General features: G+C 51.0%; 14 protein-coding genes and 1 tRNA gene. 2 read left to right on the top strand and 13 right to left on the bottom strand.

Annotated elements, in window-relative coordinates:
• Positions 1-68 precede the first annotated feature (68 nt).
• Positions 69-1,016: an MBL fold metallo-hydrolase gene (locus tag EYA77_RS06975; RefSeq protein WP_167816303.1), complete on the top strand. Its 948-nt coding sequence runs from the start codon at positions 69-71 to the stop codon at positions 1,014-1,016.
• A gap of 164 nt (positions 1,017-1,180) precedes the next feature.
• On the opposite strand, the gene EYA77_RS06970 is transcribed toward EYA77_RS06975, so the two are convergent.
• From EYA77_RS06970 to EYA77_RS06960, 3 genes are read right to left on the bottom strand one after another with little or no spacing between them, the layout of a single operon-like run.
• Complete coding sequence (locus EYA77_RS06970; protein ID WP_042699859.1) at positions 1,181-1,375, bottom strand: 30S ribosomal protein S17e; 195 nt, start codon at positions 1,373-1,375, stop codon at positions 1,181-1,183.
• Positions 1,376-1,384: 9 nt separating this feature from the next.
• Complete coding sequence (locus tag EYA77_RS06965; protein WP_052320004.1) at positions 1,385-1,897, bottom strand: thiamine-phosphate synthase family protein; 513 nt, start codon at positions 1,895-1,897, stop codon at positions 1,385-1,387.
• Positions 1,897-2,448: an HDIG domain-containing metalloprotein gene (locus EYA77_RS06960; RefSeq protein WP_167816302.1), complete on the bottom strand. Its 552-nt coding sequence runs from the start codon at positions 2,446-2,448 to the stop codon at positions 1,897-1,899. The genes EYA77_RS06965 and EYA77_RS06960 overlap by 1 nt, the downstream gene beginning before the upstream one ends.
• A gap of 54 nt (positions 2,449-2,502) precedes the next feature.
• Between EYA77_RS06960 and EYA77_RS06955 the strand changes: the two genes are divergently transcribed.
• The gene (locus EYA77_RS06955) at positions 2,503-2,685 is read left to right on the top strand and encodes a hypothetical protein (protein ID WP_042699853.1); all 183 of its coding nucleotides are present in this window, start codon (positions 2,503-2,505) and stop codon (positions 2,683-2,685) included.
• Between the two features lie 32 nt (positions 2,686-2,717).
• On the opposite strand, the gene EYA77_RS06950 is transcribed toward EYA77_RS06955, so the two are convergent.
• From EYA77_RS06950 to eno, 10 genes are all read right to left on the bottom strand, one after another.
• A complete protein-coding gene (locus tag EYA77_RS06950) occupies positions 2,718-4,406 on the bottom strand; it encodes a class I adenylate-forming enzyme family protein (protein WP_167816301.1) in 1,689 nt (562 codons plus the stop codon).
• Positions 4,407-4,565: 159 nt separating this feature from the next.
• A complete protein-coding gene (locus EYA77_RS06945) occupies positions 4,566-6,254 on the bottom strand; it encodes a class I adenylate-forming enzyme family protein (RefSeq protein ID WP_167816300.1) in 1,689 nt (562 codons plus the stop codon).
• A gap of 4 nt (positions 6,255-6,258) precedes the next feature.
• Positions 6,259-7,965, bottom strand: coding sequence for a class I adenylate-forming enzyme family protein (locus EYA77_RS06940; protein WP_167816299.1), 1,707 nt, complete (start codon positions 7,963-7,965; stop codon positions 6,259-6,261).
• Positions 7,966-8,057: 92 nt separating this feature from the next.
• On the bottom strand, positions 8,058-10,490 hold the full coding sequence (locus tag EYA77_RS06935) for a heavy metal translocating P-type ATPase (RefSeq protein ID WP_167816298.1): 2,433 nt from the start codon (positions 10,488-10,490) through the stop codon (positions 8,058-8,060).
• A complete protein-coding gene (locus tag EYA77_RS06930; protein ID WP_167816297.1) occupies positions 10,487-11,083 on the bottom strand; it encodes an L-threonylcarbamoyladenylate synthase in 597 nt (198 codons plus the stop codon). The genes EYA77_RS06935 and EYA77_RS06930 overlap by 4 nt, the downstream gene beginning before the upstream one ends.
• A complete protein-coding gene (locus tag EYA77_RS06925) occupies positions 11,083-11,751 on the bottom strand; it encodes a DUF5612 domain-containing protein (RefSeq protein WP_095642092.1) in 669 nt (222 codons plus the stop codon). Before EYA77_RS06925 ends, EYA77_RS06930 begins: the two co-directional genes overlap by 1 nt.
• 10 nt (positions 11,752-11,761) lie before the next feature.
• Positions 11,762-11,832: transfer RNA gene (locus EYA77_RS06920), tRNA-Gly, on the bottom strand.
• Positions 11,833-11,874: 42 nt separating this feature from the next.
• A complete protein-coding gene (locus EYA77_RS06915; RefSeq protein WP_052320003.1) occupies positions 11,875-12,498 on the bottom strand; it encodes an ArsR family transcriptional regulator in 624 nt (207 codons plus the stop codon).
• 183 nt (positions 12,499-12,681) lie between these two features.
• A complete protein-coding gene (gene rpsB, locus EYA77_RS06910; RefSeq protein ID WP_042699835.1) occupies positions 12,682-13,290 on the bottom strand; it encodes a 30S ribosomal protein S2 in 609 nt (202 codons plus the stop codon).
• Between the two features lies 1 nt (position 13,291).
• Positions 13,292-14,491 (bottom strand): phosphopyruvate hydratase, encoded by a 1,200-nt coding sequence (eno, locus tag EYA77_RS06905; protein ID WP_042699831.1) that lies wholly within the window; start codon positions 14,489-14,491, stop codon positions 13,292-13,294.
• Position 14,492: the final 1 nt, after the last annotated feature.

The raw sequence follows: 14,492 nt of genomic DNA, 5'->3' as shown, positions 1-14,492 counted from the left end.
GATCCGAAGACAGCCCGTATTTTCTAACAATAATATTCATATTATCTCCCGACCCTTTACTGTAAACAATGAATAATCTGTTCCCCGCCGACAAAGCTGATAAAATAGCCGGTCTGTTTTCCTTTACGGATGAAGAAAAACGTCGTTTTGTAAACAATGCCGGAAAGGTCATTGAATATCACGGCAGGGATGATCCTGATAAAATAGTTTCAGCGATCTGCGGATATGCAGATCATATTGCAGAAAGCAGAGGAAACGGGTATATTCCAGAGATATACGAACACACGCTTGGCGGGATCGAGATCACCCGCATCGAACCGCCGTGCGGAAGCAACACCTATATCCTGAAGACACCTGACGGATTTCTGATGATCGACAGCGGTTTTCCCTGTTATGCCGAAGATCTGAAAAAAACGGTGCTCTCGCTCTACCCGGAAATTTCTGAAAAGAAGACCGAACTTCTGATCACTCATATCGATATGGATCACATGGGAGCGATGGATCTTTTCGACTGCGTGTATCTGAATGCCACAAGCATGGAGAACTTCATGCGGGAAAAGACCGGGGTTCCAAACTACCGGGTCAAAAAGCAGGATCGGGCGCCGTTTTACGACATGGTGGTCATGATGACCGGCTATAAAACGCCTTCCTTAGAAAACGTCAGGCTTATAGATTCGGTCAAACCCGATCACTCGATTCCGCTGTCTCCTATCGGCGGGCTGAACGCTGCGGGTCTTACCTTTACGGTATATGAGGGGTTTGGCGGCCATGTCGAAGGTTCGATGATCTTTCTGGAGAAAGAACGCGGTCTGATATTCACCGGAGATATTCTGATAAATCCCGACAGTTTCACGCCCGAACAGATGATTTCCAACAGATATCCGGCCATACTTGCCGGCGGAAGCGTCAACGAAGATTCAAAGAAGGCGGCGGCAGAACGTTATGCGGCATATGATCTGATGCAGGGAAAACGATGGATGGTCTGTCCGGGTCACGGAGCTGTGTTCCAGCTGTGAACAGATACCTTCAATAACCTCAAAATCAGCTTGGATCCGCCCCTTCCCGCCTATTTTGAGAATACTGGATACAATCAATTTGGGAGAAGATAGCTGAAAATCTGCACGCATACGTACGCGGCAGATGCGAAAAAACGCAGGAAAAAGATATTGGGCCGGATACGTTACCGGCGGGCGGGGGTCGTGTTGACCTTGCGGGTGACGTAGCCTGCGACCCGGTTGCGGATCATTTTGCTCTCAATGGTCGTGATTTCAGTAACAACTTTCTTGTTGTCGTCAAAGTTGCCGTTGAAGCTTTTTCCGTGCTGTTCGAGAAGGGCAATGCCCATTGATTTGATATAACTTGGCTTGATTCCCATGAGTATTCCTCAGATGTCTATATATGTAAGACGTTGAGATATGATAAGTATTCTGTTTGCTACCTCGTCCGGCGTGGTGCCAAGCACGTAGATCCTGCCTGGACCGCGGGCGGATTCCGGACAGGCGATCGCGAGCGGCACGCCTTTCCTGCACACGGAAGCAATACCCCAGTCCATGGTCGAAATACCCGGCGGATACTTTTCCGGCTCATACGTCTCAACGTCGCGGAGTGTTTCGATCGTGGTTTGAAGGATATCATCTTCATACCTGATACATGCAGCTGAACGAATGCTTGGATCAAAGCGCCGGATCGTGAGAAGTGTCCGGACGATCGGTTCATCAACACCAAACCCGATACTCGTTCCGCGCGCGATAGCGACCCCTTTATGATCGACGGCATTGACCGTTGTACAGGCAATTGCAAGATCGTCCCGGGGAATGATATACCGGGAGACATCGAGCAGCTTTCCGTGAGCTTTCTGGAGATCACGGAGAACGGATGACTGGGCAGCTGCAGACATTACATCAGCCCCAGTTCATCTTTTATCGCCGCGATCTCGGAAATAGCGATCTCATACATTCGTTCACGGGGTATCAGAGCGTCGCCAAGCGCGATCCTGTTTCTGTCGCATCCGGCGGCAAACGAGGGGGCCTTATATTTCTTGGTGACCGTCTTTACCGAGACATCAGAGATATTTCCCCCTTTGACATATGCGCAGGCAACGATCAACCCGGACACGCTGTCTGCGACCTGAAGACAGATTTCAACAGGTGTTGTGTAGTCAGATCCAAACAGCAGGTGGTTATGACGTTTTATCGGGAGAGCGATCTCCTCGCCGATTCCTGCGTCACGGAGGATCTCATACCCGGCGATCCCGTGTTTCTCCATATCTTCGTGTATCTCCTCAAAATCGATGTCATGAAGGATGCCTATCGTTTCCCATACAACTGCGTCTTGTCCCAACTCGGCGGCCAGACCTTTCATAACCGCTGCCGTGGAGAGACAGTGACCAAGAAGGGAAGGAGAGACGACGTGCTGCTTGAGAAGCGTTAGCGCCTCGGTTTTTTCCATGCATATGTATTGGATATGAAAAGGGATAAGAGTCACGACGCACAATGTACATGTATGAAAGATTGGATACTCGATGTGATTATCGGCGTCTCGGCAATCATTTTGTTTGCCGTTCTGCTTCTCGCTTTACCGCATGTCCTTCCGGCAGCCTACGGATATGTAGCGGCATTCCTGATTTTTGTTGCATACCTCACAACAGCCGGACTGACATTAATAAAGAACTCAATCAAAAAATAATTTTTTTTCTCAATAAAAACACCGAAGAAAAGCTATTCCTGCTTTTCCAGTGCTTTATAATCTGTTTTATTCATTTTCGTAAGAGGCATTTTATCCAGGATAGATACCGAGACAGGAACGCTCCAGTGATTCAGATTCGCTTTGGCAAAGGAGATGATGTCTTTTATTGCGGTCTCAGGATCCATCTTATGTTTCAGCGTCACATAGAGTTTGATCCGCGTGTCGGTCTTCCACGGAATCCCCATAGCGCATGACTGGGAGATGACAGGGCATTTTTCCATGACGGCCTCGATCATGAGCGGATAGACATTGTAGCCGTTAACTTTGACCAGTCGCTTATACCTGCAGCGGAAATTGATGTTGTTCCCTTCCCCGATGGAAACGATGTCCCCGGTGTGGAGCCAGACACGGCCATCTGCATGCATACGAAGGACCGACGCGGTCTCTTCCGGATTATTATAGTATCCGGTCATGATGGCAGGCCCGATCATACACAGTTCTCCTTCCTCAGTGTTTGGAAGAACATCCGTCGTGCCTGGAGCCACAACACAGATCTCAGTTCCTTTGAACGGAACACCCACGCCGCCCTCTGATAAAGAGGTATAATGAACGTCAGTAATCACACATGCCCCGCCGGCTTCGGTCAGACCGTAGCCTGGACGGAATTCTGCACCGCCGTTTTCTCTGCCGAGAATATCATTATAGCGGTACGCGAGATCGAGGGTGACCCGGTCGCCGCCGCAGACCAGATGTTTGATACAGGAGAGATCCTTCCCTTTGAGATACGGATACATCCGTTCATACATCGCAGGAACACCGCAGAGGAATGCCATTTTTTCTTTGACAACGAGACTGGCGCACTCTTTTGCATCGAATCTCGGACAAAGGATCACCCGCATGCCTGATGCAAGCGGCGTGTGGATACAGACGGTCAGACCAAACGCATGGAAGATCGGCAGGACGGCGAGGAACCCGTCACCGATGTGAGAAGTACCTTGAACATAGTCAGAAATAAGCTCGGTCGCAAGATAATTTTCCGCGGCATTGGAAAGCATCACACCTTTTGAGGGACCGGTCGTTCCTCCGGTGTACATGATCACGGACGTGTCCTCGGGCCGTACATCGTGCGGCGGGAGATGCGTGATTTTCAGGGATTCACGGCCTTCCGCAAGAAGTTCATCCCATTCACTGGCTTTACCCGTGGTTTTTTTGGCATGACGGACCTTGTGGTTGTACACCGTCTTCATGATCCTGCCTTTGATATTTGCAGGGAAGTATGCCGGCGTTTTACAGCGGATGACTTCGACATCGAGATCGGAACAGTGTTCCTCGTTGAGTTCGAAGGTCAAAACGATCCTGGACTCGGTAAGTTCCACCGCATACCGAAGCTCATCCTTGGTCGACAACGGGTGAACGAGATTGCAGATCGCGCCGATTCTGTTTATTGCATAAACTGCGATCACACTTTGAGGGATATTCGGCAGAAAAATGGTGACAAAGTCCCCTTTTTTCACACCGTGACGGAGCAGTCCTGCTGCACAGGCATGTACCTGCTCCATCAGACTTGCATAGCTTATATGATTATTATAATACTGAATCGCGGTCGCTTCTGGTCCTGCATGGGTCCCACCATAGGTGAGCATGGTATAGAGAGACCGTTTCGTCTCATCCGAATACTCCAAATTGGTGATGGAATCATTTCTGTATATGCGGGCTGACATGAACCATTACTATATGGAGGGTACCATATTATAGCTGGCGGTCACACAAAAATATGCCCGGAAATCCGGGTGATTTTTCAACGGCATAAATGTCCCTACTGAGAGAAGAAAGGATTTTTGTGAAAGACGGACAGACCCGTTATGTAAAAAAAGGAGTGATTATTCTCTGTCCTGCAGAGCCATATAATCGAGTTTATTCATTTTCGTCATCGGCATCTCATCAAGAATGACGACAGCTTTTGGAACACTCCAGTGATTCAGGTGTTCGTTTGCATAGGAAAGGATCTCCTTTTCTGCGTCAGCATGATCCATCTTCCGCTTAAGCGTCACATAGAGTTTGATCCGCCGGTCATCCCGCCACTTAAATCCGACAGCGCAGGCTTTTGCGACGATCGGACAGCCTTCCATCGCCGCTTCGATCAGAGGAGGATAGACATTATATCCGTTGACCTTGACCAGACGTTTGATGCGGGATCTGAAACAGAGATTGCCCTCTTCGCCGATGGCGAATATGTCTCCCGTATGGAGCCAGAGTTTGCCGTCCGGATGGCGTTTGAGGACATCATCCGTCGCCTCGGGATTTTTATAATAGCCTTTCATCAGCGAAGGACTCAGGATGCACAGCTCTCCTTCTTCGCCATCCGGGACTGGCTCGCATGTCCCGGGCTTCACGAGACAGATGTCTGTTCCTTCGACCGGGATCCCGACACACCCTTCCGGAAAAGCATGATACTGATTTCGCGTAAGAGAACAGGTTCCGCAGGCCTCGGTCAGCCCGTAGCCCGGACGGAACTCCGCACCCCCCTTGTCCTTTCCGAGGATCTCATTATACCGGTAAGCGAGATCATGACTCACCCAGTCGCCTCCGCAGACCACGTGCTTCATGAACGATAGGTCGTGATCTTTCAGATACGGATACATCCGCTCGTACATCGCGGGAACGCCGATCACATAGGCGACCTTCTCTTTCAGAAGAAGACTGCTGCACTCCTTATCGTTGAACCGGGGAGAGAGCATGACCCGCATTCCCGACGAAAGCGGGGCCTGGATACAGACCGCAAGCCCGAATGCATGGAAGAGCGGAAGGATCGCGAGAAATCCGTCCCCGATATGGGCGGTGTGCGTGACGTTCTCGAGAAGAAGACGCGTCGTGACATAATTCACCGACCAGTTCGAGATCATCACGCCTTTCGCGGGTCCGGTCGTCCCGCCGGTGTACATAATGACAGCCGTGTCATCTGCTTTCACATCAGAGGGAGGGAGCGGCTTTGTCTGGAGCCGCTTTTCTCCGGCGGCCAGAAGATCCGTCCATTCGGTGACGCGAGACGATGCCTTCGGCGATTTCCGGACCGAGTGGGTGTACACGGTCTTCATCACAAATCCCTTCGGACCCGGCGGGAAGTATCCCGGCGTTCTGCATCGGATGATATCGACATCGAAGCCGGCCGCCAGACCTTCGTTCAGCTCAAAGGTGAGGATGAGTTTACTCTGCGTGAGTTTGACTGCGTTCTCCAGCTCCGACAGGGTCGAGAGAGGGTGGACCATATTGCATATCGCACCGATCCTGTTGAGAGCGTACACTGCAATGACGCACTGCGGGATATTCGGGAGAAAAATGGTGACAAAGTCTCCTTTTTGTACGCCGTGTTCAAGAAAGCCTGCAGCACATCTGTTGACAAGATCATACAGTTCCCCGTACGTGATCCTGTTATCGAAATATTGAATAGCCACGGCCTCACGGCCTGCATGTTCCACACCATAGGTGAGCATGGAATACAAAGACTGTTTCGTCTCGTCAGAGTATTCCAGTTCCGTTTTTGCATCGTTTCTATATACAGGACGTGCCATGATATTACTCGGCCTGCTTTTTTTCGTTCGCCCGGGAAAGTTCCTGTTTCTCCAACAGACGGTAGTCGATCTTGTTGAACTTCGTCATCGGAAGATCGGCCACAAATTCCACTTTGACCGGAACACTCCAGCGGTTCATCTGCTCTTTGGCGTATTCGATCAGGAGCTTTTCCTCTTCGGCCGCATCAAAGGTGCCGAGCGGCTTTTCCGGAACAACAAACAGTTTGATCTTCCGGTCCAGCTTCCAGGGGGTCGCAACGGCGCAGACCTGTTTGATATCCGGATGGTTCTGCATCGCTTCCTCGATAAGGGTCGGATACACATTATACCCATTCACCTTCACGAGTCTCTTATGCCGGGAACGGAAACATATGTTCCCGTCCTTCCGGATCACAACGAGATCTCCTGTGTGAAGCCAGACATTTCCGTCATCGTGGAGGCGGAGAACATCCTTTGTGGCATCTTCGTTCTTGTAGTATCCTTTCATGACCGAAGGACCAAGGAAACACAGTTCGCCTTCAACACCGTCGGGAACGAGTTCGGTCGTACCGGGTTTTACGACGCAGACTTTTGTGCCGGTGACCGGGGTCCCGACGCAGCCTGTTGGAAGTTTTTCATATTCATTTGCAACAAGAGAACAGGCACCGCATGCCTCTGTCAGCCCGTATCCGGTCCTGAACAGGATATCAGCTTTGGACTTTTTCAGGAGAACATTATACTTATTTGCAAGCTCTTCGGAGACGCGGTCGCCTCCGCTGACCATGAGTTTCATCCTGGAGAGATCTCTCTGCTCAAAGTAGGGATACATGCGTTCAAAAAGCGCCGGCACTCCCGGAAGGAACAAAACATCCTCGGAAAAGATCTGCTGGGCACATCCTTTCGGATCGAATCTGGGAACAAGAACCACTTTCATACCCGAGATAAGCGGTGCATGGACCGATACGGCAAGTCCAAAAGCATGGAATATCGGAAGGATCGCAAGGAACCCGTCACCCACATCGGTTTTTCCGTCACCAATGTCGATTAAGAGCTGGATAGACATGGAGTTGACCGCATAATTCGAGAGCATGACGCCTTTTGAATCACCCGTTGTTCCGCCGGTGTACATGATCACCGCGGTATCATCCGGCTTCACGTCATCAGCCGGGAGCTGGAAACCTTCTTTGATCAGCTTCTTTCCTTCAGCAACGAGATCGTCCCAAAGAGTGATCTTTGCAACGTTCTGTACTTTTGGATATTTGCGCATCACAAACCGGAATCCTTTGTCCAGAACGAATCCTTTGGGGGTCGAGGGGAAGTAGCCGGAGGTTCTGCAGCGGATGACCTCGATGTTTTTTCCGGAGAGGAACCCTTCATTCACCTCGCAGGCAAGAACCACGTTACTTTCCGTGAGTTTTATCGCATAGTCGATATCTTCCTGCGGAGACAAGGGATGGACCATATTGCATATTGCGCCTATCCGGTTGACAGCATAGATTGCGAGAACTCCCTGGGGAATGTTCGGGAGGAAAATGGTGACATAATCTCCTTTTTTTACACCGTGTTTTACCAGAGCCGCTGCGATGGCATGGACTTCATCCATGAACTGTTTGAATGAAATGTGTCTACCATAATATGCAGCTGCAGGTGAACTCTCACCCGCCCGGTTGAAGCCGTAAAGAAGTCCTTCATACAGCGAACGTTTGTTATCTTCAGAGTAGTTTAATGTCAAATAAGTATCCTCCGATCAAGCGGTAAAAAAATCTAATAGTATTATTTGCTCTGGAACATATAATAGAAACGTAAATATTTTTGGGGATTTTATCAGTTAATAGACAGAATCGTATAACCTGACTTGGAAATCACCCGAGTAAACTCTTCGTCGGAAACATTTCCGGAAAGTTCTACCGTGGCGGTTTTTGCCTTGAGATCCACACGTGCGGAGACGACGCCGGGGATCCGCGAGAGAACTTTTTCAACAGTCATTTTGCAGTGATCGCACATCATCCCGTCAATAGTAAGTACTTTTTTCATGGTTTCCTCATTTGAAGTTGTTGGCATCTCAGATGTAAAAAATCTGAGCCTTAGAGCATTTAATACGACACATACGGAAGACAGACTCATCGCAAGAGCGGCAAACCCGGGAGAGAGTTTCCAGCCGAACGGCACAAAAAAGACACCGGCAGCAAGGGGGATCCCGATCGTGTTGTAGATAAATGCCCAGAAGAGATTCTCCTTAATGTTTCGAAGCGTGGCGCGGCTCAGACGGATCGCCGAGACAATGTCCCAGGGATCACTTTTCATTAAGACGAAGTCAGCTGATTCAAGAGCGATGTCAGAACCCGCACCGATCGCGATACCAACATCGGCCCTCGCAAGAGAAGGGGAGTCATTGATCCCGTCACCCACCATGATGACATGATGACCTGCCTCCTGCAGCGTTCTGACCTGACCTTCTTTTTCTGCAGGCATCACTTCAGCGATGACGTTTTTGATCGACAGCTGCCGGGCAATAGAATCGGCAACCGTATGGGTATCTCCGGTCAAAAGCACGACATCCAGACCGAGAGCCTGCAGTCCGGCAACGGCAGCTTTAGAGGTCGGACGGATCTTATCGGCAACAGAGATGATGCCGAGCAGTTCGTTTCCGCTCGCAAAGTAGAGCGGGGTCCCGTTGACGCTCGCCGGAGTGAGCGGGATCCCGTTCTCTTCCATGAACGCGGCGTTTCCGGCATAACAGATCTTCCCGTTTATCGAAGCGGAGACGCCCCGACCCGGGACCGCGGAGAAGTCCTGAGCTTTGACAAAGGTGATCCCATTCTCCTCGGCATAGGTGATGACCGCTTTCGAGAGAGGGTGTTCCGATGCGGATTCGACCGATGCGGCGACCGCGAGAAGATCTTCTCTGGTGCCGGAGAGCGTGATGACATCGGTGACCTCGGGTTTTCCGATAGTGACCGTCCCCGTTTTATCCAGAAGGATCGTGTCGGCACGACCAGCAGTCTCGAGAGATTCCGCAGATTTTATCAGAATACCGAGTGATGCCGCTTTCCCGGTCGCAACCATTATCGCTACAGGGGTCGCCAGTCCAAGAGCACACGGACATGAAATAACGAGGACCGATATCGCGATGGAAAGCGCAAACGTGAACGGCTCGCCGAGAAGCAGCCAGACCGCTCCCGAAAGAACGGCGATGGACATGACCAGCGGTACGAATATCCCGCTCACTTTGTCGGCGAGTTTTCCGATAGGCGCCTTGGATGCATTGGCATTCTGGACGAGTTCAACGATCGCCGCGAGTGTCGTGTCCTCGCCGACCTTTTCCGCACGGAACGTGAAACTGCCGAGCGAGATCGTTCCTGCTGAGACAGAGTCTCCTGGATTTTTTACAACAGGGATACTTTCGCCAGTCAAGGCAGACATATCGATCGGAGCAGAACCTTCCGTTATCGTGCCGTCGACCGGGATGCCGGCACCGGGTCTGACCACGATTAAGTCGCCGACCTCCACCTGTTCGGCGGGGATGACGACCTCGACGCCGCTTCGGAGGACGGTTGCCGTTTTCGGGGCAAGGTCGATGAGTTTTCTGACCGCCTCGGTGGTTTTTCCTTTTGATCGTGCCTCAAGATACTTGCCGATCGTAACGAGAGACAGGATCGTCGCAGCCGATTCAAAATAGAGATCCATAGACCACATGCCGGCAGCGGTCATATCGCCTATTGAAAGAGCCGAAAAAATAGCATAGATAGCATAGACCCCATACGTAAGCGCCGCGAGCGAGCCTATCGCAACCAGGGAGTCCATGTTCGGTGCACGGCGGAAGAGTGCCGGGATCCCGGATGTGTAGTATTTGTTGTTCGCGATGACGATCGGAATGGTCAGCACAAGCTGGGACAAAGCAAATATCCCGGCGTTTGCCGGATCATGGGTCCATTCGAGGAGGGGGAAGCCCCACATATGTCCCATGGAGAGATACATAAGCGGAATAAGAAAAGCAAAAGAGATGGTGAGCCGGATCTTCATCGGGCGAAGAAGAGACCCATCACGGGGCGGGTCACCCATAACCAGATCATACCCGGCTGCGCGTACGGCCTGTCTGATCTGCTCATCAGAAATATCGTCCGAGTCGACGACCAGACGATTTTCGAGAAGATTTACCGAGGCGGATCTCACGCCTTCCACACTTTTCGCGGCCTTCTCAACATGAAGAGAGCAGGCCGAACATGTCATGCCGGATACTGAGTAGGTTTTTTTCATTTCGCGTTTTCTATAAAGAAATGAGCGATCTCATCCAGCATTGCGCCGGGACGCTCGATTTTCCTTGTATCAAGGTTAACGACCGTGCTCGGGATGCCCGGAAGAACGCCGCCGTCAAGCAGATAATCATGGGGGACGTTGACCTGATCGACACTGACCGGCGAGACTTCACCGGAGATGTTTGCCGAGGTCGCGGTTATCGGACAGTCGAATGCGGAGATCAGTTCAAGAGCAAGAGTGTGGTCAGGATACCGGATACCGATCGTACCTGTCCCGCCGGACAAGTCGCCCGGCAGACAGTTTTTCACCGGCAGAACGATCGTGACCGGACCCGGGAGAAATTTGCTGATGAACCGTTCCGCAAACGGACTGACATCGGCGATCCCGCAGATCATCTCGATATCGGAAACGGCGACCGAGATCGGTTTTCCAAGAAGCCGCTGTTTTGCTTCATACACTTTGAGGACTGCAGTCTCCGATAAAGCGTCCGCACCGAGTCCGTAGACCGTTTCTGTAGGATATACGACAAGTCCGTCGCGGGATAAAACGCGGACGGCTTTTTCTATTCTGGTTTCTTCTGTTGGTGTTATCATCAGAACTCTTTCCCTCTCACTTTTTCGATATCAAATACCCCGATCGTGCTTATGTGCATTACGGCCATGACCCCTGCCTGGATCGGATCGGTGACGACCAGATCAGCTGCCGACGAGGCACTGCCTGCCATTTTCAGGCAGATCACAGGGATGCCGTCCGCCTGGATCGATTTAATTGCCGTGGTTATTTCGCCGCCCATAAGTGAGCCGGCAAGAACAAGGATCGAAGCGCGGGGAAGGCGGCCGACCGCTTCAACGGCACTCGCCAAATTTTCCTCCCCTACAAGCGGGATCGTATCAACAGAAATGCGTTCACCGCGAATATTATGCCGGTCGGCCTCGTTCACTGCCCCCATCGCGACCTGGGCGACCTGAGCACCTCCGCCGATGATGATGACGCGCTTTCCAAATATTGCCCCGAACGTGTCGTGCAAAACGACTTCACGAATACCGGTAACGCATCGAAGCTCTGAAAGAACAGCATCGATTTCATCGCCCCCTTCGATCTCGATATCTGCCCAGGCACATCCTTTGTCAGGTCCCCGGGTAAGTATTTCCTGCTGGATGGAGGTGATGTTCGCATTGTGTTCAGCACAGACCGAACCGATATCTCTGAGAATACCTTTCTGATTTTCGGCGATGAGGCTGATTGCGTGATGAGGCATCATAAAAATCGAATGCGATAACCGGGGATCGAACCCGGATTAGAGGCTTGGGAAGCCCCTGTCATGCCATTAGACCATTACCGCATCTCTGTAGTATTTTGTTTGCAGGGTTATAGAGATTTCTTATTAGGAGGTGAGTTCCGTGGTTTCCAGTGCCTGATGCGGAAGGCCGCAAAGCAGATACCGGCCTCCCTGCGCGTGAACATAGCCTTTGGATGCCAGAGAGCGCAGAGCCGCTGTCACTTCAGGGATACTACGCCCGCTGGTGTAGGAGAGTTCTATTGGCGTTAACGGGGCATACACCAAAGCGAGAAGAAGTTCGGCCTCGATAGTGTTCTGGAAAACTGTTCTTCCGTTGACGATCACGTCACTCATCATCTCATCGATATCCTTTTCCACAGCTTCAAGATTTTCGATGAGCTTTTCTCTGGAATCAAGGAGCCGGCGTATCATCATGATCTTGTCGGAAAGCGGGAGTGCATCCCCATTTTCGGCACAAACCGGCTCGGGAGGCTGCTCGGTTTTTGTGACCTGGACCGAGAGGGTGAAGTCATTCACGAGATAGTAGTATTTTCGCCGTTTGTCATCCTGATAACTGGAGATGACCGCTTCCTTCTGCATTATCGCAAGGTGTTCGATGACGGCTTTCGGGTTGATGACCAGACGATCGGATATTTCGGTAACGAAACAGGGTTTCTGGCGGAGAAGATCAAGGATCCGCCGGCGATTCCGGTTTCCAAGGATGTCCAATAAATGAGATATATTATCTTGGTCAAGCATATTTATCGAGATTACATTATGTAAGGGGATATTTATTTAAATGTCTTCTTATTAACACAGTGATATATCTGGTCGTATCCAAATAGGTAATCACTAAAAAAAAGGGGGGATTTTCTATTGTCTGCTGAGTGTCGCCTTCGGCTTGTGTCAGCTTTAGAACTCAGACTCAAAGTCTTCAACCGTCATGGCTGAGACAATGCCTTTCTGTCTGAGGAACTCTTTGGTCAACAGGAAGTAAACCATAGAGAGTGCTTTGCGTCCCTTGTTGTTGGTCGGGATGACGAGATCAACGTTGTTTGTACGGTTGTTGATATCACAAAGTGCAATGACCGGCATACCGGACTGGACTGCCTCGGTAATGACCTGGGCATCTCCGATCGGATCGGTAACGATGACGACCGAGGGTTCAACATACTTCGGGAGTTTCGGGTTGGTTAAGGTTCCGGGGATGAATCTGCCAACGTGGGAGAGTGCACCTATCGTATCTGCGAACTTCTGTGCCGGGTACTGACCGTACTGACGGGAAGTAACGACGAAAATCTTTGCAGGCTCGTAGCGTGCAAGGAACTTTGCTACCTGTTTGATGCGCTCATCGGTCTTTCTGATATCGATGATATAGAGACCGTCAGCTCTGACACGGTAGATGAAGTCTTTCATGTCGTTGTCTTTCTGCTGGGTTCCAATGTGGACACCGGCGGCAAGATATTCTTCTACGGATACTAATGGTTCGTTTAATTCAATTCCAAGTTCATTGTCGGTCATTTTAGAAATGCTCCTCAATTCTTATAAGTTCATTTAATTTAGCAATGCGCTCTCCGCCGACAACACCGCTCTTCATAAAGCAGCAGCCGAATGCTGTTGCGAGATGTGCGATGGTATTGTCGGTCGTTTCACCGGATCGGTGGCTCATGACCGATTCATACCCGTAATCACGGGCGAGACTGATCGTTTCGAAGGTATCTGTCAGCGTACCGATCTGATTTGGTTTGATCAGGATACAGTTGCAGGCATCATTTCTGATACCTTCTTCCAGACGGACAACATTCGTAACGAACAGGTCGTCGCCGCAGATAAGGGTGTCACGGCCGGAAACTTCCTCGGTGATACGTGCAAACCCTTCGAAATCTTCTTCCTGGATCGGGTCTTCGACATAAAGCAGGTTATAGGTCTCGGTCAGGTCTGCAATGTATGCAATCTGCTCCTCAGTAGTTCGCTTTGCATTCTTATAGACGTATCTCCCGCTTGCAGCATCCCACATCTCTGACGCGGCAACATCAAGACCCATGCGGACTTCAATGCCGGTCTCGTCAAAGACTTTGGTGGTAGCTTCGTTCACGATTTCAAAGGCTTCAAGGTCAGCGATGTGCGGAGCCCATGCCCCCTCGTCACCCTTTCCACAGCCTTTGCCGCGCGCAATAAGGATCTCTTTGATGCGTTTGTGGACGAGTGCGTTCGTGAATACAGCCTCGGCTGCAGAAGATGCGCCGGTCGGTATGATCAGAAACTCCTGGATATCGGTCGCGTCAACTGCGTGGGCGCCGCCGCCGATAACATTGCCTAACGGCAGAGGGGTCTGGGAAATGAATGCGCCGCCAAGATACTGGTAGAGTTCCATGTTGAGGGAACTTGCAGCTGCTTTTGCATTCGCAAGTGAAAGAGCAACGGCGATGTTGGCGCCGATCCCGGAAAGGTCAGACGTTCCGTCGATCTCGTGAAGGGTCTCATCAAATCCGCGCTGGTCGGCCGAGTCAAGTTCGATAAGTTTCGGGATCAGATGTTCCCTGGCTTCAAAAACAGCCTCGTCGGATGGACGGACTTTTGCCTCGTAGATGCCGGTCGAGGCTCCGCTCGGAGCGCATGCGCGGCCAAAGCCGCCGGAGATCGTGGAAATCTCGGCTTCGACGGTTGGATTACCGCGCGAGTCGAGAATTGTCCGAAGTAAAATGTCAGCAATTTCAGTCATA

Source organism: Methanocorpusculum sp. GPch4 (assembly GCF_012062385.1).
GTDB lineage: Archaea > Halobacteriota > Methanomicrobia > Methanomicrobiales > Methanocorpusculaceae > Methanocorpusculum > Methanocorpusculum parvum.
Note: the sequence above shows the minus strand (reverse complement) of the source record. Positions and strands in the feature narration are given on the sequence as shown.

Bases quoted from the DNA above. Each gene is read 5' to 3' on its own strand.
- EYA77_RS06975 (WP_167816303.1), top strand. From the start codon at position 69: ATGAATAATCTGTTCCCCGCCGACAAAGCTGATAAAATAGCCGGTCTG.
- EYA77_RS06970 (WP_042699859.1), bottom strand. From the start codon at position 1,375: ATGGGAATCAAGCCAAGTTATATCAAATCAATGGGCATTGCCCTTCTC.
- EYA77_RS06950 (WP_167816301.1), bottom strand. From the start codon at position 4,406: ATGTCAGCCCGCATATACAGAAATGATTCCATCACCAATTTGGAGTAT.
- EYA77_RS06925 (WP_095642092.1), bottom strand. From the start codon at position 11,751: ATGATGCCTCATCACGCAATCAGCCTCATCGCCGAAAATCAGAAAGGT.
- EYA77_RS06965 (WP_052320004.1), bottom strand. From the start codon at position 1,897: ATGTCTGCAGCTGCCCAGTCATCCGTTCTCCGTGATCTCCAGAAAGCT.
- EYA77_RS06960 (WP_167816302.1), bottom strand. From the start codon at position 2,448: ATGGAAAAAACCGAGGCGCTAACGCTTCTCAAGCAGCACGTCGTCTCT.
- eno (WP_042699831.1), bottom strand. From the start codon at position 14,491: ATGACTGAAATTGCTGACATTTTACTTCGGACAATTCTCGACTCGCGC.
- EYA77_RS06930 (WP_167816297.1), bottom strand. From the start codon at position 11,083: ATGATAACACCAACAGAAGAAACCAGAATAGAAAAAGCCGTCCGCGTT.
- EYA77_RS06955 (WP_042699853.1), top strand. From the start codon at position 2,503: ATGAAAGATTGGATACTCGATGTGATTATCGGCGTCTCGGCAATCATT.
- EYA77_RS06945 (WP_167816300.1), bottom strand. From the start codon at position 6,254: ATGGCACGTCCTGTATATAGAAACGATGCAAAAACGGAACTGGAATAC.
- rpsB (WP_042699835.1), bottom strand. From the start codon at position 13,290: ATGACCGACAATGAACTTGGAATTGAATTAAACGAACCATTAGTATCC.
- EYA77_RS06935 (WP_167816298.1), bottom strand. From the start codon at position 10,490: ATGAAAAAAACCTACTCAGTATCCGGCATGACATGTTCGGCCTGCTCT.